Below are 24,797 nucleotides of genomic sequence, written 5' to 3' on the forward strand. Positions count from 1 at the left end.
GGAAAAAGAGATAAAAAATATTAGAGGGAAACTCCTCTTTTCCAGGGGATAAAGTCGTCCTGGCCGAGTTGCTGGGCTTTTGTAAGCTCGCCGCTCGCTACTTTGATGACATATTCTAATAATGCTTCTGCATTTTGTTCGATGCTTTGGGTTCCGTCTACCACCGGGCCGCAATCGAAATCGATCACGTCGGGCATCCGGTTCGCCAATGTGGTGTTGGTTGCTACTTTCGCTACCGGACAGATCGGGTTTCCTGTTGGGGTTCCGAGTCCGGTCGTGAACAGGATAATGTTGGCACCGGCGGCGGTTTGGCCAGTGGTTGCCTCTACATCATTTCCCGGCGTGCAAACCAGCTGCAAGCCCGCCTCGGTTGCTCTTTCCGTGTAGTTCAAAACATCCGATATATAGGCATTTCCGCCTTTTTTGGCAGCGCCGGCCGATTTGATCGCATCCGTGATCAAACCATCTTTAATGTTTCCCGGTGACGGATTGAATGCAAATGCTGAACCGACTGCCTCTGCTTTTCCAGCATAGTCGCGCATTAATTTTTCGAACTTCGCGGCTTTTTCTTCTGAGACACAGCGATTTAACAACTCCTGTTCCACGCCATTCAACTCAGGGAATTCGGCAAGCAATGTTTGTCCGCCAAGTCCTACAACTAAATCAGATAAATGTCCGAGTACCGGATTGGCAGAAATCCCGGAAAAACCATCCGAACCGCCACATTTCAATCCTACCGAAAGTTTGGAAAGCGGCGCGTCCGACCTTTCAAATTCATTGATTTTGGTCAACCCCATGAATGTTTCCTTGATCGCGCCGGACATCAGCGAGTACTCGGTACCTTTCTGATGCTCGAAAGCAAAAAATGGCTTATTGAAATGCGGATCGCGTTTTTTGATTTCGTCTTCCAAAGTTTTCAGCTCAGAATTCTGGCAGCCTAAGCTCAAAACCGTAATTCCCGCCACATTAGGATGTACCGCATAAGCCGCGAAAAGCGCGCATAACGTATTGGCATCATTGCGGGTACCGCCACAGCCTCCTTCGTGCGTCAGAAATTTGATCCCGTCCACATTTGCAAAAGGCCGGTTCGGCTTTCTTGTTTCGGTTCTTGCCTCGGCAAAAGGTTCCAGACTTTTGATCCGCCGCATATCTCCTGCCTGGTATAAGTGCAAAAACTCTTTTACCTGCTCGCGGTACATATCCGTCTGCGCATAACCCAGCTCCCGCTCGAAAGCATCCTTCATGATCAGCACATTGCGGTTTTCACAAAAAACCAGCGGTACCACCAGCCAGTAATTGTAAGTGCCCACCCGCCCGTCTTCGCGGTGATATCCTTTGAATGTTCTATTTGTCCACTTGCTTACATCCGGCTGTGTGTAGGCGTAAGGCTGCCTGTTGGCCGTGCTGTATTCGTGGGCATCATGTTTCAGATTGAATGTCGTGATCGGCTCGCCTTTTTTGATCGGCTGCGTAGCCCGGCCTACCAAAACGCCATACATAATGATCGCGCCGCCGGTTTCAATGTCCTCAGTTACAAACTTATGCTTGGCCGAAACACCGTATTGCAGCCCATAGTGAGACCCACTCCATTCTACATCCGCACCGGCAGGGATATCACGCAAAGCAACAATTACATTATCATGAGGGTGAATTTTTAAAAGCTGTGAAGCCATATTTTCAATAATTAATACAGATCTGTCGTGGTGAATGCATTGTAACTTATTAACAAAACAACATAAATATTTCAATACCTTGGTCGCTTATCGTAGCAAATATTTCAACTATATTGGCATATATTTCCGCATAATAGATTTAAAGTGTAATTATTTGTGAAACCACAGCTCTTAAAAGTCCCGAAGAGGTTACAAAGATCATTCAGTATCCGGCAGGATGTGGTGCTCTATTTTTACAATCGCTGGCATTATCATCCTGAGTTAGAGCTTATTCACATTGAGCAAGGTTCGGGGACGCAGTTTGTGGGCGATAACATTCAGAATTTCCAGAGCGGCGACCTGCTTTTGATCGGACCGAACTTGCCGCACTACTGGCGATGCGATGAAAAATATTTTCATGGAGAAAGCAAATTGTACGCGCAGGCCACTGTACTGCACTTTTCCGAAGATATTTTTGGCAAGAATTTCATGGAACTTCCCGAAAATAAATCCATCAATGACCTGATGCTGAAAGCCCGGCTGGGGATGAAAATTTCGGGAAAAGGTACTGCGCACGTCAAGGCGCTTTTGAAGGATTTGTTGACCCAGACTTCTGGCAACCCGATCATTTCTTTGCTGCAAATCCTCGATTCGCTGGCACATTGTCCGGAGGTAAAACTGCTCTCCAACACACATTACCAGCATGAATTCGACCCTTTCGACACCGACCGGATCAATCACATTTACCAATATTCCATCACGAATTTTCAGAAAAAGATCTCGATCGAAGAGATTTCAGAGGTGGCGAATATCAGTCCACATTCGTTTTGCCGGTATTTCAAAAGCCGGAGCCGCAAAACTTACAGCCAGTTTTTGCTCGAACTCCGTGTAGGGCATGCCTGTAAATTGCTTTCCGAAACGCAGCTGCCGGTAGCGCAGGTTTGTTATGAAAGTGGTTTCAACAATTTTGCCAATTTCAATAAATACTTCAAGATACACACCGGAAAAAGTCCCCTGCTTTATCAGAAAGAATTCCGTAAAATCCCGATTTCCAATCATTTGCCTAACATTCAAGCCGCGCCATGAGAATTAACATTGTTGATATTTTAGATAAAAACATTTATGAGGCTGAGCTGCACATTGCAGACGGAAAAGTCGGTCAGATTGAAAATTTTGGACCTGAAAATCCTGCTTTAAATTATGCCTTGCCCGGATTTGTGGATGCGCATGTCCATATTGAAAGTTCGATGCTGACACCTGCCCAGTTTGCCCGGCTCGCTGTGGTCCACGGAACAGTCGCTACGGTTTCAGATCCGCATGAAATTGCCAATGTGCTTGGTATCGAAGGTGTTAAGTATATGATTGAAGATGGCAAAAGGACGCCTTTTAAATTTTGCTTCGGCGCTCCATCCTGCGTGCCGGCAACGGTTTTCGAAACTGCCGGGGCGACCATCGATGCTGCGCAAGTGGGTGAACTGCTGGCTTTGGACGACATTGGTTACCTGGCGGAGGTGATGAATTTTCCCGGCGTGCTGCATGAAGATCCGGGTATGATGGCTAAAATCGGCTGGGCGAAACATTATAATAAGGTGGTCGACGGTCACGCGCCGGGCTTACGTGGCGAAGATGCGAGGAAGTATGCGGCAAATGGTATCACAACGGACCATGAATGTTTCACTTATGAAGAAGCCCGTGAAAAGATCGGTTATGGGGTAAAAATCCTGATCCGCGAAGGCAGCGCCGCCCGGAATTTTGACGCGCTTATTCCGCTGATCGACGAATTTCCTGAACAAATCATGTTTTGCTCGGACGACAAACATCCCGATAGTCTCGTAGCCGGGCACATTAATGTACTGGTAAAAAGGGCATTACAACTTGGTTACGATATCTGGAACATTCTTCTGGCTGCCTGTATCAATCCGGTTAAGCATTATAATCTGCCGGTCGGAATAATTCGGGAGGGCGACCCCGCTGATTTTATTGTGGTGGACAACTTACAGAATTTCAACATTCTTGAAACCTTACTTAATGGTAACTGGGTTTCGGAAAATGGCATTTCTAAATTGCCTGATCTGCGCAGCGAGCATATTAACCATTTTGAATGTGCGTTGAAAACGGCTGCCGATTTTAAAATCGTCACTGAAAAAAACTCCAACACGGTAAGGGTGATCGAGGCTTTGGAAGGTCAGCTGATTACAAACCAGTTGATTGGAAAAGCAAAAATCTCGGACGGAACATTCATATCTGACACCGAGGCGGATGTGCTCAAAGTTGTGGTAGTCAACCGGTACGCGGAATCCGAGCCGGCAATCGCATTTATTAAAAATTTTGGATTGAAAGAAGGAGCGCTGGCTTCGTCTGTCGCACACGATTCGCACAACATTATATGTGTAGGCTGCGATGACGAAAGTATAGCACAGGCCGTGAATTTGGTTATCGGTTCGCGAGGCGGAATTTCTGCGGTGGGCAACCATGAAGCACATTTAATTCCGCTCCCGATTGCAGGTTTGATGACGGACCGCGACGGTTATCAGGTCGCTGATGAGTACACCCGCATCGACAATTTTGTAAAAGATTCGTTGAAATCTACATTGAAATCCCCGTTTATGTCGCTGAGCTTCATGGCTTTGCTCGTAATACCTTCTTTGAAATTGAGCGATAGAGGACTTTTTGACGGAGAAAAATTCGAATTCGTAACATTAAGTATTTGAATAGTTACAAAAATTCGAGAATTGCATCATTAAACTTTGAAATGTGATTTTCTGATGAAAATATTTTTTTAATCTGTTTTTTTATAAATATATTTACAAGTGTTATAATGACCCTTATTAATATCAATTCCTAACCCCATCAAAATCCTTTCCAAACAATGGCTCACCTACGCTACAAGCAAGAAGAAGAACTCTGTTTTTGGGATCAGTTCAGAAAAGGCGACGAAAATGCTTATGCATGCCTGTACCGCTCTTACGTCCACATCCTGTACCAGTATTGCTCACAGTTTACGATCGACAAGCCACTGATTAAAGATTGCATTCACGATTTATTTGTTGAACTCTGGAGAAACCGAATGACGCTGGGTGACACCACTTCCGTTCGGTTTTATCTTATGGCGTCCATCAAAAGAAAACTGGTGCGACACCTGAATGCACAACAAAAGCATACCAGCAATGAAGATATCCCGGTTGAGTACTGGCATATCAACACCCCTTCCCACGAAAATCAGCTGATCTCGGAAGAGGAATTTGAATCGACCAACCAGCATTTGAATGTGGCGATCAACGGATTGCCCCGCCGTCAGCGTGAAGCGATTTTCCTGAAATTTTACATGAACCTCAACAACCACGAAATCGCTGACCTGATGAAAATCAACATTCAGTCGGTTTATAACCTGGTTTTCGGTGCATTGGGAAATCTTAAAAAACAAATGACACTTGACAGATTGACTTTCTAGACCATTTCGAACATCATACGAGTACAAGCGTGGCGAACTATGCCACGCTTTTTTTGTGTTAAAAAAGAACCTATCATTGACAAACTGAACCTTTGAATGACACCTATTACCACGCCCCTCGCCGAACGTCTCCGACCCAGAACATTGGACGACTACGTTGGGCAGGAAAAGTTGTTGGGGCCGAAAGGTCCGCTCCGCAGGGCGATCCTGCAAAACACAATTCCTTCCATGATTTTCTGGGGACCGCCGGGGGTGGGAAAAACAACCCTGGCGTTGCTGATTGCGGAAACTACCAAAAGACAATTTTATAATCTGAGCGCGATCAGTTCGGGCGTGAAGGATTTGCGTGAGGTACTCTCCCGCCCTTCCGGACTTTTCCCGGCTATTTTGTTTATTGATGAAATTCACCGCTACAATAAAAGTCAGCAGGACTCGCTGCTGGGTGCGGTAGAAAAAGGGCAGGTAACATTAATCGGCGCTACGACCGAAAACCCTTCTTTTGAAGTCAATTCGGCACTTTTGTCCCGCTGCCAGGTGTATATTCTGGAAGCTTTTGGCGAAAAAGAATTGAAGGAAATCATCGACCGGGCGATTGAAAAAGACCAGTGGCTGAAAGAAAAGAACATTAAGTTTAAATCATACGACGCGCTGATGCGGCTTTCTGGTGGTGACGGACGAAAGCTGCTCAACCTGCTGGAACTGGCGGTGCTCGGAAAAGGCGAAGCAAAAAAAATCGAGATTACCGACGAGTGGGTGACAGAAGTGGCGCAGCAGAACATTGCGCGGTACGACAAATCGGGCGAGCAACACTATGACATTATCTCGGCATTTATCAAATCACTGCGCGGCAGCGACCCGAATGCGGCGGTGTACTGGATGGCGAGAATGATCGTAGCGGGTGAAGATCCTTCGTTTATAGCCCGGAGGATGCTCATCATGGCTTCGGAAGATATTGGAAATGCCAACCCGACCGCCGTGATCATGGCCAATGCTTGTATGCAGGCCGTGAATGTGATCGGCTATCCCGAATGCCGGATCATTCTTTCGCAAGTGGCTATCTATCTGGCTACTTCGCCCAAAAGTAATGCAAGTTATACGGCGATCGGCGATGCGATGGAGGCGGCGAAAAACACGGCGCATTTACCGGTGCCCCTGCATCTGCGCAACGCACCGACCAAATTAATGAAGCAGATCGGCTACGGGAAAGGTTATAAATATTCACACGATTTCGAAGGAAACTTTGCGAAACAGAATTTTTTGCCGGATGAAATTAAGGGCAGTAAGTTTTTTGAACCCGGAAAAAATGCACGGGAGGAAGAGATCCGGAAAAAGCTGCAATCGTGGTGGGGTGACTGGTACGGGTATTAACTTTTTTTCTTTTTCAGCTTTTCCTGAAATTTCGCGAAAGATAAGTCCGGCTTTTTGCGGCTTTGTTTGGGCTTCTTCCATTCAGCCGACATTTTGCCTGCCAGCTCGTCCAGCTTTTCATCCGTCTCGTTTCTTTTTACTACGTCGGTGAGATATTTCCGTAGTTCGGCTTTTTTATCATTGGCAAAATCGTCCATGCTGTCAATAAAGGAATTTTTGAGTCGGATATCGACACAAAGATGCATCCAAAAGCTTATATTTTGCAGATATTCGCTGTGTTAAAAAATGAAATCAATCAAGCGCTAAGAACATTACCAAAATGTCGATGATCCCCGAAAGTATTCCTCTGCTGGAACGGCAAATACTGATCAACCAATGTAAAATCCTCGCTTCAATCGGGGATGAAAAAGAGAAAGAAGATTTTGAAAGACGAATCGAAATTCTTGAAAAAGGCTACACAGGCCTGTATCCTAAGGTATTTAACACACTTTACGAAGAGGTGCCGCTGAGCGTCTACACCGAAATTTCGGACATTATGCGGATGTACAGCCGGATCAATGAATCGGTGAGGTTGTGGTCGGACTCGGAAAAAGAGCTGCTTGACCTTGCATCCCTTGAATTTGAGGGTTTTGATGAAGACAGTGGTATGCATTATTACATGATGTCCTACATGGTGGACCGGATGGACGAGCACGGAGAATACAAAGGCCGGCAACTCAAAGCACACAACAGTTCGATCATGCTAAAATATAACCGGATGCTGGCAGTTTTCAGTGATTATGAAAACATGAAAAAAGACCGGTATTCGACGACTGATATCCAGAAATTCATCGACGCGGTCATGAGTATGCAGGAAGAAAAAGAATTGCCCGGGGAGCTGAGGGCGGGGACTGTAAATATTTAGAAAAAAACGACTTACGGTATAAGAAATAAATTAAATTATCCTCAATCACAACATTGTGAATGAAGAAATTATTAAATTTGTAACTGGAAGCCGATGAAAAAAGGTTTTCAATAACGTTGAGTAAAATCGAACATCCCGGATACATTGCATCCGGGATGTTTTTTTATATAACGTTCTATTAGTGAAGCTGAATTTTGCGCAATCTGGAAGCATTGCGTTTAAGAAAGAGCCTGTCGCTCACGGAGAGCTGCTCGTAATGATTTGATTTTTTCAATTGAAAAATAAGCCAGATCCCTGCGTATGCGGCCGCAAACAACACGATCAAAAACAAGAAAGGCCCAATGGTGAAAACGCTTTGAAGTAGCTGTGTCATAATTTCCAATAGTTAGTCAGGTTCAAATCAATATGACTAACATTTCAAAAAAATTATTCCAGCTAAAACTTTGTATTTCAGCGCTTCATTGAGGAATTCACTCCACAATACTGCCTAGAATTTGGCATTGATAATCTTCGTATCACACCCTACCGCGCTGCCACTTACATACCCGACGCTCACGCCCGAAACCTTCGAAGATTTGCCCGGAGCGACCGACGTTTTGATGGTAATAATTTTTGAAGTGAGCACTGCCTGCGTATCCGAAAGATATTTGAATTCGACCTCAATGCTGGTCAAAGGTTTTGCAGCATTGTTTTCGATGGTCATGCTGTGGATCGCGATGCCGCCTACCGGATGCCACTCGTTTTCCAGGATCCTGATTTTCTGGATCAGCCGGGCACGCTCCTCGGAAGATACGTCATTGAGCGAATCTTTCTGGGCTACGACTTCGGTTTTGGAAATCACAACAGGTTCGGGTTTCAGGAAATCCAGTTGTTTGTAGTAGTAGAGGATGTAGATGAATGCGCCGACAGGAACAATAGCGCTAACCCATTTAAGTATTGAAATGAAAACCTTTTTAAACTTGGCTTTTTTGCCTCTTCTCCCAGCCATAGGTACCTGACGACGTTGGTAAATTTTAAATTTGGTGCTATTGATCGCAAATATACCGATCAGAAACTGAAATATACGTCAACCACATAAATTGAGATCTCACGAATAAAAAAACAAACCGCTGAGGGAATTTCCCCCAACGGTTTGCATGTGTATCGTGTAGAACAGGACTATTGTTTAGCAAACTTGTATGTACTTGACATTCCGTTTCTGCGGAAGATCTGAACGAAGTACATGCCAGGGCGGAGGTTGCGGGTACTGATTTTTCCGCTGACGTCACCGCCGTTTTCGAACACCGTTTTTCCATTGACATCAATCACTTTCACGCTGGCCACATTAGTCCAGTCCGTAATGTTGACGATCAGGAATTCCGACTGTCCTACCGGGTTGGGGTACAGCGACGCTTCGGCACCGGCGCCAAAGTTCACCGCTTCAATCTTGCTGTAAGCAAATGTCCCGTCAAGGTCGATCATTTTCAGGCGGTAGTAGTTCAAACCAGATGATGGCTTGGCATCCGTAAACGAATAGCGCTGAATCGTACGGCTCTCACCCATCGCAGCCAGACTACCCACAGTTACCCATGAAGTCGCATTCTCGCTTCTCTCCACATTGAATTGTCCGCTGTTCACTTCCTCGCTGGTTGCCCAGTTGAGCAAAGTAGTACTGCCTTCTTTGGCTGCGGCAAAGCTCACAAGTTTCACTGGCAGCGAAGCATTTACCCTGATCTGATAAAGTTTTTGTCCGATCAGCGTACCACCCTCGGTTTTCACCTGAACCATGAATGTGTAGATACCCGTCGGGCCGTCCGGTGTGCCGGAGATCACCCCTGTAATTGGATCCATAGTCAACCCAGGAGGCAGCCTGTTGTAATCCACACCAGCTAATACCGAATATCTTTCATCAGTTCCTGTATAATCCGCTACATCAGCCGGTGGCGTGCCATTATTGTACTGGGAGTCGATGTAAGATTCGTAAGGAATTGGTTTGAATGTCAATGTTGGCGCACACACGCCGCCACCGCCATCGTTGGCTGATGGTGTTACAAATGCACCATACACTTCGATGGCATTCAAGGCACCTGCTACACCGGCAACCGTGAGCCTTACTTCATCAAATGGCAGGGTCGGTTTAAAATTCACATTGTAAATGTCCGTTTCTGTACCGTTGCCGATCAATGGAATTATTAACTGCAATTGAAGCAAGGTATTCCCTGACGCAAATTCTCCCGTAGCCACGCCATCTTTATAAGTCGAGAGAATCAGCGAATTGATGAGCTGCAATTGCGCGATACCAGGCTGCGTGTTTCTGATCGTAAAACCAACTACTGTGTTCGCAGGATAATCGACAATACCATTTTTCACCGAGATAGAGCCGCTTCCTACCGCACCAACAGGGATACTGATTGTCGCGAAATCGGCTGTGCTCGCAGAGATTACATTTTGCGTATTGCTCACTTCGCAAAGTGCACAGACACCGGTAAGTCCGGTACGTGAGCTTTCGATCACGACTGGCTGCGCAGGTGTATTCAGGAATTCCGTTGTACCGCAAGCGATCGGATCGGTATTGCAAAGCGTCTCAATGACAGCATTATAGATGCGTATCGTGCTCAGGTCAACACCGACCGTATTAATAAATTCGATTTTAACCTCATCAAAAACATCCTCTGCAATTACACCAACTACCTGCCGGCCCGAAGCGGTCAGTAAATTTGCTCCTACAAGTAACCTGCTACCCGAATATCCCGGACTTACGGAATGCGCGGTTTCTGTTCCATTCAGATATGTGCGGATACGTAAAGCTGAAAGCGCATCGACATTAAGCAATGAGCCTGTCTGCACATCGAATCCTGCGTATGTACCAACCGAATAGTCGGTAATTGCATTCCGGACCGATAGACCAGCAACATTACCTACCGCAACACCGACATTGACGGTCGCGAAGTCAGAAGTAGAGGAGCCGTCAATCACATTCTGGGCATTGACAACACTGCAGTTCACACATACCGCTGTGTTCACCGCTGTATTGGAGGAATTGATAAATACCGAGTTTGTCGGGCTCACGATATTGACCGGCGTGTTGCAGACCAGCGCGGCATCATTGCAGAAGGTAGTGATAACCGGGCCGTATACCGCTGTTGTTTGAACTACATCTGCAAGCTGGGTAACCGTAATTTTGATCTCATCAAAATCTGTTGTGGTCAGAAATCCGATGGTTTGCCGCGAACCGTTGAGTATACCAACGTTTGCCAGACCCGAACTTCCCTGCTTTTGTTCTTTTTGCACACCTTCAAGATAAGTGGTAATTGTAATGCTGTTAATTAGGTCCAGACCTACCAGCTGTGCATTGCCAACAGAAAACCCGGCAAATGTGCCGCCGGAGAAAGGTGTACCTTCTTTTTTAACAGAAACAGAACCAGCCGCTCCGACAGTTGCCAAAACGTTAATCGTTGCCGGAGAATCAGGATCTCCATCAATAACATTATCCTGGTTGGAAACCGAACAAGCCACGCAGGCTGTTCCGGAAAGTCCGGTATTACTGAGACTGACGGTAAGTGGATATGCAGGTGCCGTAAGTTGAGTCGGCACATTACATGCCAGTGGAGCCCCTTCGGCAAAGCGTTCGACGACCGCATTATAGATCCTTGTTTCGCCAGCCAGCAGCCCCACTCCGTTCAGCGTGATCCTTATTTCATTAAAATCGCCGGAAGATGTAAACCCGATCGAATTCCGGGTCCCGGCCGTGAGGACAGTTCCCGAAACCAAAAGCCCCGCGCCTGTGGCATTGTCTATCGGCGTACCATTCAGCAACGTCGAAATAGTAATTTCGCCCAGTAAATTCAGGTTTAGCAAACCAACTGTGCTGATTTCGAATCCTGCAAACGTTCCGCCAGGGTAAGTTGTAGCATTGTCACGGACCTGATAGAACTTTTCCCCGAGGCTGGTTAGTATCTGCGCCACCCGGGTATAATCGGTTGTGGAAAGGCTGATCGCAGAATCTAATTCAAAAACGCCACCTGTTAAAGTAGTTCCACCGCTTCCGGTAGCAGTCAGCTTGTAGTCAGGCAGGCTGAGTCTCTTTCTGGTATTAGCAGTCAGAAGAGAGTTTACATCTGTGCAATACTTTACCTGAAACGCGTTGAAAATTTCGACTTGCTCAGTAATAGTACCACAACCTGCCAAAAGTCCGGGGGCATCTAGTGTAACTGAAAGCTGGATTCCATTAAAGGTTCCAGCACCGGTTGTGACAAAACCAATCTCATACTTTCCAGAACCAATATAGCTAATGATAGGGTTGCTTGTAGAAGACACAACAGTAGAGCCATTAACCGCAGCAATAGAATAAGAATCGAATCCACTTAAGTTATTACTGGTAACAAAGCCTACATAGTTACCAACCGTATAGGTGCTGGAACCGTTAATGCGCACTGTTGCAGATGCATCTGTTGTATTCGTGCAGGTAAGTCCATTTGAAGATCTCGTAGCTTTCAGTGTCAGCGTGGCAGAATTTGTTCCCGAATTGTCCGTCAGATTACCGGAGTTTGTCAAGGTAGTCAAATTTGCCCCGGAACTTGGCGCCAAAGTCGACGTGACGGTTAAAGGATCTGTAATCGCAGGCAGTGAAAAACTAGTCTGATCATTGCAGCTTAGGTTCGTTTCCTGGCCAACAGCATTTACAGTGAACATGGTAATGCTCACAATTACCATTAACAAAACCCTGAGCAATCCTGCGCTTTGTAAAAAAGCGCGGTTGAGCGATCTTCGGTCTGGCAGTTGATGTTCTTGTTCTTTCTGGTTGATGCTTAGAAAAAATGTTTCCATAAAATGAAAAGGATTAGTGATATATAAATTCAGGAAGTGTGGGTGTCAGCAGGCATAATAATCCCGTCACTTACGTGTGTATACGTTAGCAGTCAGGGGGCAAGCAGGAAATTGTGGTGGGGTAACTAGGGGACTCTGGATTTGCAGTGTAAATGTGCCTTCATACAGTCTTTATATTGTGATGAGATAAATATCCTGGCGACCATTGAGTAAAACTACCTCTACAAACTATTAGACGTACAAAGCCTGAAAAACCAGTTAATTGCAAATTTATCTATAAATACCTCAAAAAAAACCCGCATATTATTACTAACATTGTACCCCCCAATAGTAGGGATTGTAGTATTAATTTTAGCTACATCGGCTAAAATCTTCACTACAAGTGAATTTAGTTTTGTCCAAAAACTGACCGTTAAATAAGTATTATACTGCATAATGTCACCTTGCGGTGATACCGTTGAATTAATTATTTATAATGTTACTGGTTGCAAGTTTTCCAAAACAAGTTGGCACGATTTTTATAATACCGTCAGCTTCTTTGGGATATACGTCCACCAGTTTATACACAACTAGATTGATGATAACCCCAATTATTTATGAATGTAGTACTACTGGATGAAAGCCTGTTATTAGCAAGTGCGCTGCAAAATTTGCTGTTAACTTCTCCTGAAATCGATGCGGTCGATTTTTACACGGATGTGAAGGATTTTTTTGAACGACACCGGACTTCAAAACCGGATGTGCTCGTGGTCGACCTGGTTTTGCCCGGGTTGGATGGAGCGGAAGTATTGGAAACCTGCCGGACTATTTTAGGGAACGATGCGAAAATTCTCGTTTTTTCGCCGGTTACCGATGTCCATACCATTAAGCATACCATCAAGAGAGGTGCGGCGGGGATCATCTCCAAAGCCGCAACCTATGCCGAATTCCAGGATGCGGTAATCCAGATCGGCTCAGGGAAGCAATACATTGGCAGTGATCTGCGTGACAATTTGATCAACAGTGTGTTCGGCGACGAGCAGGTGATTTACCACCTGTCGCCCCGGGAAAAGGAAGTGCTTCAAAAAGTTTGCAGCGGCCGTACGATCAAAGAAATTGCTTATGAGCTGAAACTCAGTGCCCATACCGTCCAGTATTACCACCGGAGCGTGATGGAGAAGTTTAAAGTGAAACGTACGACCGACCTGATCGTTTACGCGATACAGCATAAACTATACATTCCGGAGAAATAAAATACCCGGTCAGGACTTATTCCCGTAGAAATCGGGAAGCGGGTTCAGCGCCGGATTTTTACGCTGGTGCCAGTAGGGGTAGATCGGCGATTTCTCGCTGGCCGTATCCAGTTTCTTGGTCTGATCAAGAGACAGGTTCCAGCCCACGGCACCCAGGTTTTGTTTCAACTGCTCCTCATTCCTCGCCCCTACCACAATGTTCGCTACGGTGGGCCTTTGCAGGAGCCAGTTCAAAGCCACTTGCGCAACGGTTTTCTCGGTTTCAGCAGCTACTTCGTCGAGGACATCTATCAGATTGTAAAAGAAATCTTCCGGTATTGCCGGACCTTCTCCCCCACCCTGTGCAATGCGCGCATCTTCCGGATTAGGCTGATTTCTGCGGTATTTTCCACTTAACCGACCAGCAGAAAGCGGACTCCAGACGATCGTCCCGACTTTCTGATCGAGGCCCAGCGGCATTAGCTCCCATTCCAGTTCACGACTCAGCAGAGAATAATGCGCCTGGTGCGCCACGTACTTGGACCAGCCGTATCTTTCTGATACAGAGAGGGATTTCATCAAATGCCATCCTGAAAAATTCGAGCAGGCAATGTACCTTACCTTCCCGGCACGGATCAGGTCGTTCAATGCGCTCAACGTTTCTTCCACAGGCGTGTTGCCGTCGAAACCGTGCATGTGGTAAATGTCGATATAGTCTGTTTGAAGGCGCTTCAAGCTCTCCTCACAGGATTTAATCAGGTGGAAGCGCGACGAGCCGAAATCATTTGGGTCAGTTCCCATCTTAAATGTCGCCTTGGTCGACAGGATAATCTTGTCACGCAACCCGATCATGGCTTTTCCCAGAATCTGCTCCGACGCGCCCTGCGAATACACATCAGCTGTATCGAAGAAATTGATGCCCGAATCCATGCAGAGGTTCACGAGCCGCGCCGCTTCGTCCGCCTGTGTATTTCCCCATGCTTTGAAAAATTTGCCTTCACCCCCAAATGTGCCGGTCCCGAAGCTGAGTACCGGTACCTTCAAACCTGAGCCCCCGAGTTGCCTGTATTCCATAATGTATGATCGAAATTTGATGAAACGAATGAATAATACCCCGCATAGCAACGCAGGGAACATCACCCAAATAAATCAAAATGGGCGACATTTCCATTCCTGCCGGGATTTTTCCGGTTTACGTATAGAGAAACCCGGTTGAAAAATCCCTAGCTGATTGAAAATGACGCAATTGCCCCGCGAAAGTCAATTTAGACCACAAAAAAATAACTTCCCTGAAAATCAGGGAAGTTATCCGCATTATTTACTCAACGTTCCTCTATTACTTAACCTTTGAACTCGCTCGCCAGATGGGCACCTGGCGTTATGCTTAGCCGTGGTTCAGAATATGATTCAAATATGCAGTTTCAATTTTGATTGTGTCAAAAGCGATTATCCATCGGTGACAATGATTGAGCGATCGGAAAAATCGGGTTGATTATTGACAGATAATGCTATATTTAAGATTAATTTGTGATTAATTGATAACTGACATTAAAACCTTAACCATGAACCGTAGAGAAGCTGTTCAAAGAATAACCTTTCTGTTGGGGGGAACATTATCCGCACCCCTGATGGCAGGCGTCATGGGTGAAAAGCTGAATTTCGGGCCGTCGCTTGAAATTTCTGATAGCCAGGAAGCCCTGCTCGCCGATGTGGCCGACGTCATCATACCCACCACAACCACGCCGGGCGCAAAAGCCGCCGGGGCCGAAAAATTCATTACCCGCGTGCTACGTGATTGCTACGCGATGGAAGATCAAAAGAAATTCTATGACGGGCTAGGCAGAGTAGATGCGCTCAGCAAAGAGGCGTATTCCAAGTCGTTCTCGGCGCTGGACAACACGCAGAAGATTGAGATCATTAAAAAAACAACGGAATCGGATAAGCCATTTTTCCTGCAAATGAAGGGTTTGGCCGTCACCGGTTATTTCACTTCCGAAATCGGCGCAACACAAGCATTGGATTACCTTCCAATCCCGGGCAGGTTTGACGGAAGCTGGCCGATGCCGAAAGGGCAAAAAAGCTGGGCCCTCTAATTTAACCCTGACCAATTCTTAAAAATCTCTTAATAATGGCGAATTTAAATATTGATGCATTAAAAGAAGTCACTTACGATGCCATCGTAATCGGCTCGGGCGTATCTGGCGGATGGGCGGCCAAAGAGCTGACCGAGAAAGGATTAAAAGTGCTGATGCTGGAAAAAGGCAAGCAGCTGGAACACATTACCGGCTATGAAAACGCCCTGAAAGCGCCCTGGGAAACCCAATATAACGGCAGACTTACCGTAAAACAAAAAGAAACGCACCCGTTTTTGTCCCGCGATTATCCGTACAATGAGATGACGGAGAAATACTGGATGAATGATGTGGATGCACCTTACGAAGAAAAGAAAAGGTTCGACTGGTTCCGTCCCAACATTGTCGGTGGCAAATCCATCATGTGGGGCCGTCAGTCATACCGGCTGAGCGATATCGATTTTGAAGCGAATTTGAAGGATGGCATCGCGGTTGACTGGCCGATCAGATATAAAGACATAGCGCCCTGGTATTCTTATGTTGAAAAACACGTAGGTATCTCGGGCGAAAAACTGGGACTTCCTCAGCTTCCGGACAGCGATTTTATCCCGCCAATGGAAATGTATTTTGTTGAAAAAGAGGTCAGGAAGAGACTTGAAAAAGAATTTCCTGGCAGAAATATGACAATCGGCCGCGTGGCAAACTTGTCGCAGCCGACCAAAATTCAGCTCGACGGGGGCCGAAGCCCATGCCAGTACCGCAACCGTTGTTCTTATGGTTGTCCTTACGGTGCTTATTTCAGTACCCAGTCGAGTACATTGCCGCCAGCGATGAAAACCGGTTTGCTGACATTGAGACCAGATTCGGCCGTACGTGAAATTATTTACGATGGTAAAAAACAAGGCGGACGTGCCACTGGGGTACGCGTGGTTGACACGACGACTTTGCAGGAAAAAGAATATTTCGCAAACATTATCTTCGTCTGCGCCAGCGCAATCGCTTCTGCCGCACTGCTTTTGAACTCAACTTCCGACCGTTTCCCGAATGGTATGGGCAATGATTCCGGCGAGCTGGGACATAACCTGATGGACCACCACTTCCGCACCGGCGCAAGCGGTACCTGGGAAGGTGATCTGGACAAGTATTATTTCGGACGCCGTGCAAACGGAATTTACATTCCACGCTACCGCAACATCGGAAACGATAAGCGCGACTACCTGCGCGGCTTTGGCTATCAGGGTGGCGGCGGTCGTCAGGGATGGCAGCGCAATGTGGCTGAACTGGCTTTCGGTGCTGATTTTAAAGAAGAACTGACCACGCCAGGCGCATGGACCATGGGCTTCGGAGGTTTTGGCGAAACATTGCCGGCCCATGAAAACCACATGTACCTGAGCAAGGAGAAAAAAGATAAGTTCGGTATCCCGACTGTTGTCTTCGACGCGGATCTTCGTGAAAACGAGAAGAAAATGCGGAAGGATATGATGAACGATGCAGCCGAAATGTTGGAAAAATCGGGCGTGAAGAATGTGAAGACTTACGATAACGGTTCATACCTCGGTATGGCGATCCACGAAATGGGAACTGCCAGAATGGGACGCGACCCGAAAACATCGGTTTTGAATGGTAACAACCAGCTTCACTCGGTGAAAAATGTGTTCGTGACAGACGGAGCCTCCATGACTTCCGCATCCTGCGTAAACCCGTCGCTAACTTATATGGCGATGACGGCCCGCGCGGTGGATTTTGCTGTGAAAGAATCGAAGAAGAAGAATATCTGATCGATTTAGTTTTGAAAAGAAAGAGACTTACCGGGCTTCAAAATCCGGTAAGTCTTTTTTATAAAATCCGGATCCCCGCCGCCCGAAAAAGCCCCAGCTTCTCCTCCGAAGCATCCATTTCCGTGATAATGTAGTCCAGACTTTCTATCGGGCACACCCGGTAAGTCTCGTAGGTCCCTAGTTTGTCAAAAGTGCTGAGCGCCACCGAAATCCCTGAATTCCTTAACATTACCTGCTTCAATTCTGCCTCTTCCAGATAATTGGCCGTCACACCCCGCTGAATATCCAGCGCACAAACGCCCATAAAATAAACATCCGCCTGAAAATTCTCGACCATCCTGACCGCCGCCATGCCGACGATCGTTTCGGATTCCTTGAAATAAGTACCTCCAAGCAAAATCAATTTAACCCCCGGATAAGCGGAAAGTGCGGGAACGATAGCCGTATTATTGGTAATCACAGTAAGCTTAATGTCCGTCGGCAGTAGCGAAACCAATGTAAAAACCGAGGTACCGCCGTCGAGAAAAATCGTCTGACCGCTTTTGATCAGCGGCTGGGCTTTGTGCGCGATAATTTCCTTGTCATCTTTTAAATGAACAATCCTTTCCTTGAAAGTCAGCGGGTTGTGCGCCCTGGGAATTGCGCCGCCGCGCACTTTCATGAGCAAACCATTATTGGACAATGCATCAATATCCCGCCGGATCGTATCCTCGGAAACATTCAGCGCCGAACTCAGCTGTGCAAAGCCCACCTCCTGGTCGTCCTTTAACCGATCAAGAATGTATGCAAATCGTTTTTCCCGGATCATTTACAAATATTTATTTTGCAAATTTCTGCAAATTTGCATTAATTCGCAAATCGATTTTTTATTTTATGATGGACGAGAAACTAAGAACCAAAAGCGCAAGAAGGGCCACATTATTAATTTTTTTGGTTTGCGGCATCGGCCTTTCGAGCTGGGCGCCGATGGTACCTTTTGCAAAATTAAAGCTGGGTTTGAATGATGCAGATCTTGGCGTAGTGCTGCTCTCGCTAGGCGCGGGGGCTATATTAATGATGCCTTTTACAGGTTTACTAATTAATAAATATGGCAGCCGCAGGATCGCGCTGATTGCTGCGCTGGTCATCGCCACATTATTACCCTTGTTACTGCTGGCTTCCTCGGCAATACAGCTGGCTATGGCACTTTTCATTTTTGGGGCAGGGATCGGGTCGATTGATGTTGCTATGAATGCGCAGGCTGTGCTCGTGCAGGAGAAGCACGGCAGCCACATTATGTCGTCATTTCATGGAATGTTCAGTGTAGGCGGGTTACTCGGGTCGATCGGTCTTGGTTTTCTGATCAAAGCGGGCTTATCCCCGACCGTCGCGGCTTTAAGTATTTCCCTTCTGCTGATCGTGATCACGGCAACTCAGTTCAAAAAATTATTTCCAAAATCCGAAGAAGCCCAAGCCGATAGCATGACCTTGTCTTTACCCAAAGGACCGGTTGTTTTTCTGGGTATCATGTGCTTTATCACTTTTCTGGCCGAAGGCTCACTACTTGATTGGAGCGCTGTTTTTCTTCAATTTTCCAGAAATTTCGACCCCTCACTTTCCGGTCTTGGCTACGCTTCTTTCTCCGTAGCGATGGCCGTCATGCGCCTTACCGGGGATGGTATTATCCACAGGCTTGGGTCAGCGAAGGTGGTTCTGTACGGTACATTGCTGGCCGGTTTCGGATTTCTGATCGCGGTAACATTGCCCTGGGCAGCCGCAGCGCTGATTGGATTTGTACTTGTGGGGCTTGGTGCTGCCAATGTAGTACCCGTATTTTTTACCGCTGCCGGGCGCATTCCCAATATTCCGCCATCCATAGCATTGTCTGGTGTCACAATCTTGGGTTATTCAGGACAACTTGCTGGCCCTGCCATGATCGGCGTGCTGGCTGAACTGACGTCGCTTTCTATCGCGCTAGGTTTTGTGGGTGTGCTGCTTTTTGTAGTGGCATTTGCTTACCGTCACAGGGAGTAGCTTAAAATGCTTCGCCGGTAAAAAGGTAAAAACCGGGTCCATCTTTTGTCAGGCCCATATCCAGCCGGAGAAAAATATCCTTTTTAGGAAAAAGTAAATACCGTATCCCGATCCCGCCCGACGGCCGGACATACCTGGTATCAAATGCATTGATTTTCGGAGCGACCATCGCCGCACCCGCAAATGCCACCGCACCGATCCTTTTACTAAATCCAAAGGGCAGCCACCGGTGCTCCAACTGCGCCGCCACCATATTTTTATCACGGTACCTGCCATAATAGTAACCCCGCATGATCATTTCGCCACCCATCAAAGCCAGCTGGTTGAAAGGCACATCGCCGGAGTTGAAATTCCCGTACACCTGCCAGGCCAGCACATTGCGTGCACTCGTAGGATGTGACGAGCGGATATCCACACTAACAGCCTGGAAGTCCGTCTTACTGCCAAATGCAGGTGCATATCTGAGATAAGATACTTCGCCAAAAAATCCCTTTCTGACATTGAGCACATTATGCCGGTTATCATAAACCACCGCCGCACCCAGTCCCAGATTCCGGGTACCATCGGCACCCAGTGGTTTTTCATACTGGTGATTGTCGGGCTGATTGAAATGCGTATTGTATAGCTGCTGATAATCGACTTCCGGTCCTACAAAAAGATTTGGCCGGACTTTCCTCAGTACCCGCTGTCTCAGCAAAAGATAGTTAGCATCAATTAATGCCGGATCTTTTTCCGGCGTTTCCGGCCCGATACCATAATAAAGCAGTGGAAAACGCTGGAACCGGGTACGTCCAAGGATAAACCATTTATCCTTATCCCCATAAATCGCATTGTCGAGCCAAATACCGTACTGCGCTTCAAGCGTAAAAAAACTGAATGCCTGGATTTCACTGAGGCGGTTGAGGGAATCTTTTTTTGCCTGAAAAATCAGCAAAGCCGACAAGCCGCCTTCGAAGCTGGTTTCGGGCGAATATCCCAAAGTGGGATAAACGCGAAAGCTCGACTGCCCCGCCGAAGCCGTGTCAGAAATGGTCTTTTTCACAAAACGCTTGAACCAGCTATCCTGCGCATTTGCAAAATGACAGGAAAGAACAACATTAAGAAGCAACAGTAAAACTCTTATTGTATGCAATTGCTGAGTATTTTGGGTGAAGATGCGTTTGTAGAACCGTTAAATAAAAAATTGAGCCAACCTGATGATAAGATTTTCCGCACTGATCTGCCTTCTTTTATACGCATTCACATTGCCGGCTCAAGAGAGCGCCGACCAGGATTTTTGGTGGAAAAGAAACAATCTCCGTGTAATCCAAATGAACCTTCCGGCTTATGAAGCCGCTACCATCAATGCTGATTCGATCGTGGAAGATCTGGTCAATTTTTCAGCTAACACCCTGCTGATCAATGCAGGCGGGATCATGGCGTTTTATCCGACGAAGCTGGATTTTCACTACACCAATCCTTACATGAAAAACAATGTGCTGGGAGATGTGGTCAAAAAATGTCACGAGAAGAACATCCGCGTCATCGTCCGGTTTGATTTCAGCCGGGTGCACGAAAGCATATTCAAGGCACATCCCGACTGGTGCTACATTTCGCCAAAAGGCGAGCGGATCATCAATACCGATATGTATGTGGTCTCGATAAATGCTCCCTACGTGCAGGAAAAGGCATTTAAGATCATTGAAGAAGTGATCGACACCTTCCCGATCGACGGGATTTTTCTGAATATGCCGGGTTATCAGGTCAACAATCCATACGAGGGTAAGTACCACGGCATTGACCAGAATGATTTTGATAAAAAGCGTTTTGCGGAATATTCGGGTGGAAAAACATTGCCGACCGAGGAAAACAAGGCCGATCCGCTATACCAGCAATACCTTGAATTCAAGAAAGTGACGGTGGAAGACTGGTCGGAAAAGCTTCACAAGCTGGTCAAAGCCAAAAATCCGCAGATCGCGATTTGTACCTACTCAGACAAATTTGTTGACATTATCCGGCATGAATCCCAAAGCATGACCACCCTGCCCTACTGGCCTTACTCGGCTTCCGATAATGTCGGGAATGCGGTCAATTCCTTTCCAAATCACGTCATCAGCAATGCCAGCATTCAGCAGATTTCCTTTCAATCGCGGTACAATGCCGTCGAGCCGCAGGAAGTGCAGATCCGGCTTTATGAGAACATTGCGAATGGTTCGGGCCTGGATATGAGCATGATGGGCGATATGCGTGGGTATGAAGACGAGCGGAATTATGGTGTTTTCAAAAAGGTATATGCATTTCACAAAAAGCATGAGCCCTATTTTGGAAAGTACAAATCACTGGCGAAAATCGCGGTTATCGCACCCGGCGCCTGGCCGAATGGTGATCCGATGCAGGAATATCGCGGCATTCAGTTAATGCTGAGAGAGGCGCACATTCCTTTTGATATTGTGGAAGATGGGCAGATTGAAAATCTGGCGGAAAAGATCAAAAACTATCAACTGCTGATCCTGCCGGAAATCACTTATCTGAAACCCGAAGCGATCAAAATCCTCAAAGAAGCGAGCGCTAACGGAACAAACCTGATCGCCACCAATCGCAGCTTTTTCGACAGTCCGGAAATATTAATGCAGCTTTTTGGAGCGAAAATCGATAAGAAGGACAATGACGGTGCGGGTAACTACCTCATTCCGGATAAACGCGAGATTTTTAAGAGCTTCAAAGGACAGTCGATGATTTTCTGGAAATTCAATCTGGGTATGTATGATCTCTCGGCCGCAGACCAGAAATTCCTCCCTATCCTGACCAAAGGACGCCCAGGCCCGCCTGAAATTATCGGTGGCCATGAACCGACGGGTTACTATGCGATGGGGATCAAAAACCATCCGAAGAGCAAAGCAATTATTTTTCCTGAAAATTTGGGAAAAATCTATTACATGCATGGCTATCAGGAACATAAAAAACTGCTGCTGGACGCAATCCGCTATGTTTTGCCGGAAGTTTCCGAAACATTCCTGACCAATGCGCCGGCAAGAATCGAAACGATTTTAAAGGAATTTACCAAGAATACCGTCAGTAATAAAAACAAGCAAACTTCCGACGGCCTGATCCTGCATTTGATCAACCTGACCGGTTTCAGCGGCAACACTTATTTCGAGCCGCTGCCGGTTTTTGATCTGGATTTTAAAATTAAATCAGATAAAAAGCCGCAGAAAGTGTTCACATTAACCGACGAAAAACCGGTGAAATTTACCTGGACCAATGGTGTCGTGAATTTGAAAATCAACAAACTAGAAGATTTCAACAGCATTGTAATCGAATGAAAGAGCAACCAATACCAACCTTATTCGAATGGGCAGGCGGGATGCCGGTTTTCGAAAAACTGACGGATCATTTTTATGAAAAAGTGTTAAGTGACCCGCTTTTGGAACCCGTTTTCAAGCACATGTCGAAGGAGCATCAGCTGCACGTCGCGCACTTTATCGCAGAAGTTTTCGGCGGACCCGAAATGTACAGTTCCGAGGAAGGAAGTCATTTCAAAATGATCCAAAAACATTTGGCCAAACACCTCACGGAGCAGCACCGGCAACGCTGGGTAGCACTTTTACTCGAAACCGCCGATGAAATCAACCTCCCCGACGATCCTGAATTCCGCTCGGCTTTTGTGGCCTACATTGAGTGGGGCACGCGCATCGCGGTGCTCAATTCAAACATTGAAAACCTGGAAATGAACCCGGACGAGCCGATGCCGAAATGGGGCTGGGGCGTACCGGGCGGACCATATCTGGGGTAAGTCACAGCTTCGGATTCTCCGGCTTGTTCGGCGTATCCCAGTTGTTAGCGCCTTTTACTTTCAGCTTCCGGCGGTATACTTTATCATTCGCCGTCACATACATCACATCAAAATCCTTCCCGGCGAAGGCAACATTCGACGCCGCACCGTTTGGCGTGGGCAAAATGGCATTAACCCTCCCGGTTTGGTCTAAAATCTGGATTCCCGATCGTGTGGCAACATAAATGCGACCCTCACGGTCGCAGGTAAGACCATCCGCCCAGGCATTTTCATCATTGTCCCGCACATGCAACCAGCCGAATTTTTGCTTGTAAGTCAATGTTCCGTCCGGCTGAATCTGATACGACCAGATCCAGTGCGACGCCGATTCTGTCACATACAACAAGGTTTGGTCCGGCGACAATGCCGCTCCATTTGCGAAAATAAGCCCTTTATCCACTTCGGTTTTTGATCCATCGGGTTTAATCAGGAAAATTGTACTCGGCTTTTCCCGTCCGTCCGGCACCGTCACATATACATTACCCGCATTCGAAACCGTCAGATCGTTACCTGCAATATCCTTCGCGAGGTCGCGCTTTTTACCCGACTTATCATAGCTCACGATCGAGAAAGTCTTTTTTGCGACTTCAAATCGGTTGCCTTCTTTGTCAAATTCAGTTCCGCTGGCATTTTGGGAATCCTCATTCACGGTTGATACTTTTCCGTCCAGACCCACCTTATAAGTCTTGGCATTCGGGATATCCTGGTAAAACAATTCGCCGGACTGACTGGCCGTCGGCCCTTCCGTAAAGCGGTAACCCTCAGCCACTAACTCCCAATCCTGACCTGGAATGAGAATGCTGGATAGAACCTGGTTCTGGCTTGACCCGGTTTTAACCGGCTCCGGCCAGCCTTTCCAGAGGTACCGCATCGCTTCGGGAAAAAGCGCGGTTCCCTGCTTGCCATTATGCCCGCCTTCGCCCCACTGGTGCGTCACCTCGTAGCCTGCAAATGTTAGTGCTCGGAGCATCGTCTGGTTCGCCATCCACCAGTCGCCGGCATAAATGTTCAGATCGTTTGCCCCATCCTGCAAATATATTCGGAGCGGTTTTGGCTCAAATTTCCGTACCAATGTCGGGTAACGCTCGGCGCCACGCAGACCCACATACGTCCCGATCGTGCTGAAAACCCGCGTAAAGGCGTCCGGTCTTTCCCAGGCAGCCGTAAATGCGCAGACTGCCCCGCTGCTCGACCCGCCGATCGCGCGATCATTACCATTTTTCGACAATTTGATAGCCCTGCCGTCGCTCGTTTTTTGTTTTTCAACTTCCGGCAAAATTTCATCCAGCACAAACCGCGCATAATTATCGCCCAGCCCATCGTACTCAAAACTGCGGTTATAGCGATCATTCGCCGCATTTCCGTCCGCAGCTTTGACTTTCCCGTGCATGATAAAAACCCCAATCGTGACCGGCATTTCGCCTTTCTGGATCAGGTTATCAAACACCGAAGGGGCTTTCCACTGGATACCATCCTGGTTGACGTACACACACGCAGGCTTGTCCGGCTTATACTGCGCGGGCACATATACCCAGTACTCACGCCAAGTACCGGGGAATATTTTGGATTGATCAAATGTAAATTTCAAAACCTCCCCTTTCGGGACACCGGCTTGCTCTTCGGAGGCTGGATCGACGGGATAATTTTCTGTGGGAGCCTGCGCGGAAATTGTTTGTATGCCGAGAAAGAAACAAAGCAAGTGAATGTATTTCATTACGAAAACGGTTTAGG

At 46.9% G+C, this 24,797-nt stretch carries 20 protein-coding genes; 11 read left to right on the top strand and 9 right to left on the bottom strand.

Annotation, left to right across the window (positions count from 1 at the left end; translation table 11 throughout):
• Window positions 1–20: 20 nt before the first annotated feature.
• Complete coding sequence (locus FEN17_RS08520) at window positions 21–1,673, bottom strand: UxaA family hydrolase (protein WP_138364841.1); 1,653 nt, start codon at window positions 1,671–1,673, stop codon at window positions 21–23.
• Between the two features lie 156 nt (window positions 1,674–1,829).
• On the opposite strand from FEN17_RS08520, the gene FEN17_RS08525 reads away from it, so the two are divergent.
• The 4 genes from FEN17_RS08525 to FEN17_RS08540 all read left to right on the top strand — a co-directional run bounded on the left by FEN17_RS08525 (window position 1,830) and on the right by FEN17_RS08540 (window position 6,471).
• Window positions 1,830–2,738, top strand: a complete 909-nt coding sequence (locus FEN17_RS08525) for an AraC family transcriptional regulator (RefSeq protein WP_138364842.1) — start codon at window positions 1,830–1,832, stop codon at window positions 2,736–2,738.
• Window positions 2,735–4,363, top strand: coding sequence for an adenine deaminase (ade, locus tag FEN17_RS08530; RefSeq protein WP_138364843.1), 1,629 nt, complete (start codon window positions 2,735–2,737; stop codon window positions 4,361–4,363). Before FEN17_RS08525 ends, ade begins: the two co-directional genes overlap by 4 nt.
• Window positions 4,364–4,521: 158 nt before the next feature.
• Window positions 4,522–5,103 carry an RNA polymerase sigma factor gene (locus tag FEN17_RS08535; protein WP_138364844.1) on the top strand — a complete coding sequence of 194 codons (582 nt, stop codon included), beginning with the start codon at window positions 4,522–4,524 and terminating at the stop codon, window positions 5,101–5,103.
• 96 nt (window positions 5,104–5,199) lie between these two features.
• Complete coding sequence (locus FEN17_RS08540; RefSeq protein ID WP_138364845.1) at window positions 5,200–6,471, top strand: replication-associated recombination protein A; 1,272 nt, start codon at window positions 5,200–5,202, stop codon at window positions 6,469–6,471.
• On the opposite strand, the gene FEN17_RS08545 is transcribed toward FEN17_RS08540, so the two are convergent.
• Window positions 6,468–6,668: a hypothetical protein gene (locus FEN17_RS08545; RefSeq protein ID WP_205748110.1), complete on the bottom strand. Its 201-nt coding sequence runs from the start codon at window positions 6,666–6,668 to the stop codon at window positions 6,468–6,470. The genes FEN17_RS08540 and FEN17_RS08545 overlap by 4 nt on opposite strands.
• Window positions 6,669–6,790: 122 nt before the next feature.
• On the opposite strand from FEN17_RS08545, the gene FEN17_RS08550 reads away from it, so the two are divergent.
• Window positions 6,791–7,375 carry a YfbU family protein gene (locus FEN17_RS08550; protein WP_229208736.1) on the top strand — a complete coding sequence of 195 codons (585 nt, stop codon included), beginning with the start codon at window positions 6,791–6,793 and terminating at the stop codon, window positions 7,373–7,375.
• A 178-nt stretch (window positions 7,376–7,553) separates the two neighbouring features.
• Here the strand turns inward: FEN17_RS08550 and FEN17_RS08555 are convergent, their stop codons facing one another.
• From FEN17_RS08555 to FEN17_RS08565, 3 genes are all read right to left on the bottom strand, one after another.
• Window positions 7,554–7,748: a hypothetical protein gene (locus FEN17_RS08555; RefSeq protein ID WP_138364847.1), complete on the bottom strand. Its 195-nt coding sequence runs from the start codon at window positions 7,746–7,748 to the stop codon at window positions 7,554–7,556.
• A 114-nt stretch (window positions 7,749–7,862) separates the two neighbouring features.
• Complete coding sequence (locus tag FEN17_RS08560; protein WP_138364848.1) at window positions 7,863–8,363, bottom strand: hypothetical protein; 501 nt, start codon at window positions 8,361–8,363, stop codon at window positions 7,863–7,865.
• A gap of 170 nt (window positions 8,364–8,533) precedes the next feature.
• Complete coding sequence (locus FEN17_RS08565; protein WP_138364849.1) at window positions 8,534–12,181, bottom strand: T9SS type A sorting domain-containing protein; 3,648 nt, start codon at window positions 12,179–12,181, stop codon at window positions 8,534–8,536.
• 596 nt (window positions 12,182–12,777) lie between these two features.
• Between FEN17_RS08565 and FEN17_RS08570 the strand changes: the two genes are divergently transcribed.
• Window positions 12,778–13,413 carry a response regulator transcription factor gene (locus tag FEN17_RS08570; protein WP_138364850.1) on the top strand — a complete coding sequence of 212 codons (636 nt, stop codon included), beginning with the start codon at window positions 12,778–12,780 and terminating at the stop codon, window positions 13,411–13,413.
• Between the two features lie 9 nt (window positions 13,414–13,422).
• Here FEN17_RS08570 and FEN17_RS08575 read toward each other — a convergent pair whose 3' ends face one another.
• On the bottom strand, window positions 13,423–14,466 hold the full coding sequence (locus tag FEN17_RS08575) for an aldo/keto reductase (protein ID WP_138364851.1): 1,044 nt from the start codon (window positions 14,464–14,466) through the stop codon (window positions 13,423–13,425).
• Window positions 14,467–14,954: 488 nt separating this feature from the next.
• On the opposite strand from FEN17_RS08575, the gene FEN17_RS08580 reads away from it, so the two are divergent.
• Window positions 14,955–15,485 carry a gluconate 2-dehydrogenase subunit 3 family protein gene (locus FEN17_RS08580; RefSeq protein WP_138364852.1) on the top strand — a complete coding sequence of 177 codons (531 nt, stop codon included), beginning with the start codon at window positions 14,955–14,957 and terminating at the stop codon, window positions 15,483–15,485.
• Window positions 15,486–15,520: 35 nt separating this feature from the next.
• Window positions 15,521–17,242 carry a GMC oxidoreductase gene (locus FEN17_RS08585; RefSeq protein WP_138364853.1) on the top strand — a complete coding sequence of 574 codons (1,722 nt, stop codon included), beginning with the start codon at window positions 15,521–15,523 and terminating at the stop codon, window positions 17,240–17,242.
• Window positions 17,243–17,300: 58 nt separating this feature from the next.
• Here the strand turns inward: FEN17_RS08585 and FEN17_RS08590 are convergent, their stop codons facing one another.
• Complete coding sequence (locus tag FEN17_RS08590; protein WP_138364854.1) at window positions 17,301–18,050, bottom strand: DeoR/GlpR family DNA-binding transcription regulator; 750 nt, start codon at window positions 18,048–18,050, stop codon at window positions 17,301–17,303.
• Window positions 18,051–18,115: 65 nt separating this feature from the next.
• Here FEN17_RS08590 and FEN17_RS08595 point away from each other — a divergent pair, with 65 nt between their 5' ends.
• On the top strand, window positions 18,116–19,255 hold the full coding sequence (locus FEN17_RS08595) for an MFS transporter (RefSeq protein ID WP_229208737.1): 1,140 nt from the start codon (window positions 18,116–18,118) through the stop codon (window positions 19,253–19,255).
• Between the two features lies 1 nt (window position 19,256).
• On the opposite strand, the gene FEN17_RS08600 is transcribed toward FEN17_RS08595, so the two are convergent.
• Window positions 19,257–20,387, bottom strand: a complete 1,131-nt coding sequence (locus FEN17_RS08600) for a BamA/TamA family outer membrane protein (protein WP_310589750.1) — start codon at window positions 20,385–20,387, stop codon at window positions 19,257–19,259.
• Between the two features lie 64 nt (window positions 20,388–20,451).
• On the opposite strand from FEN17_RS08600, the gene FEN17_RS08605 reads away from it, so the two are divergent.
• A complete protein-coding gene (locus FEN17_RS08605) occupies window positions 20,452–22,557 on the top strand; it encodes an alpha-amylase family protein (RefSeq protein WP_138364855.1) in 2,106 nt (701 codons plus the stop codon).
• Window positions 22,554–23,027 (top strand): group II truncated hemoglobin, encoded by a 474-nt coding sequence (locus FEN17_RS08610; protein ID WP_138364856.1) that lies wholly within the window; start codon window positions 22,554–22,556, stop codon window positions 23,025–23,027. Before FEN17_RS08605 ends, FEN17_RS08610 begins: the two co-directional genes overlap by 4 nt.
• Before the next feature lies 1 nt (window position 23,028).
• Here the strand turns inward: FEN17_RS08610 and FEN17_RS08615 are convergent, their stop codons facing one another.
• Entirely contained in the window at window positions 23,029–24,780 is a 1,752-nt protein-coding gene (locus FEN17_RS08615; RefSeq protein WP_138364857.1) for an SMP-30/gluconolactonase/LRE family protein, read from the bottom strand.
• Window positions 24,781–24,797 lie beyond the last annotated feature (17 nt).

It is taken from the genome of Dyadobacter luticola (genome assembly GCF_005860805.1).
Classification (GTDB): Bacteria; Bacteroidota; Bacteroidia; order Cytophagales; family Spirosomataceae; genus Dyadobacter; species Dyadobacter luticola.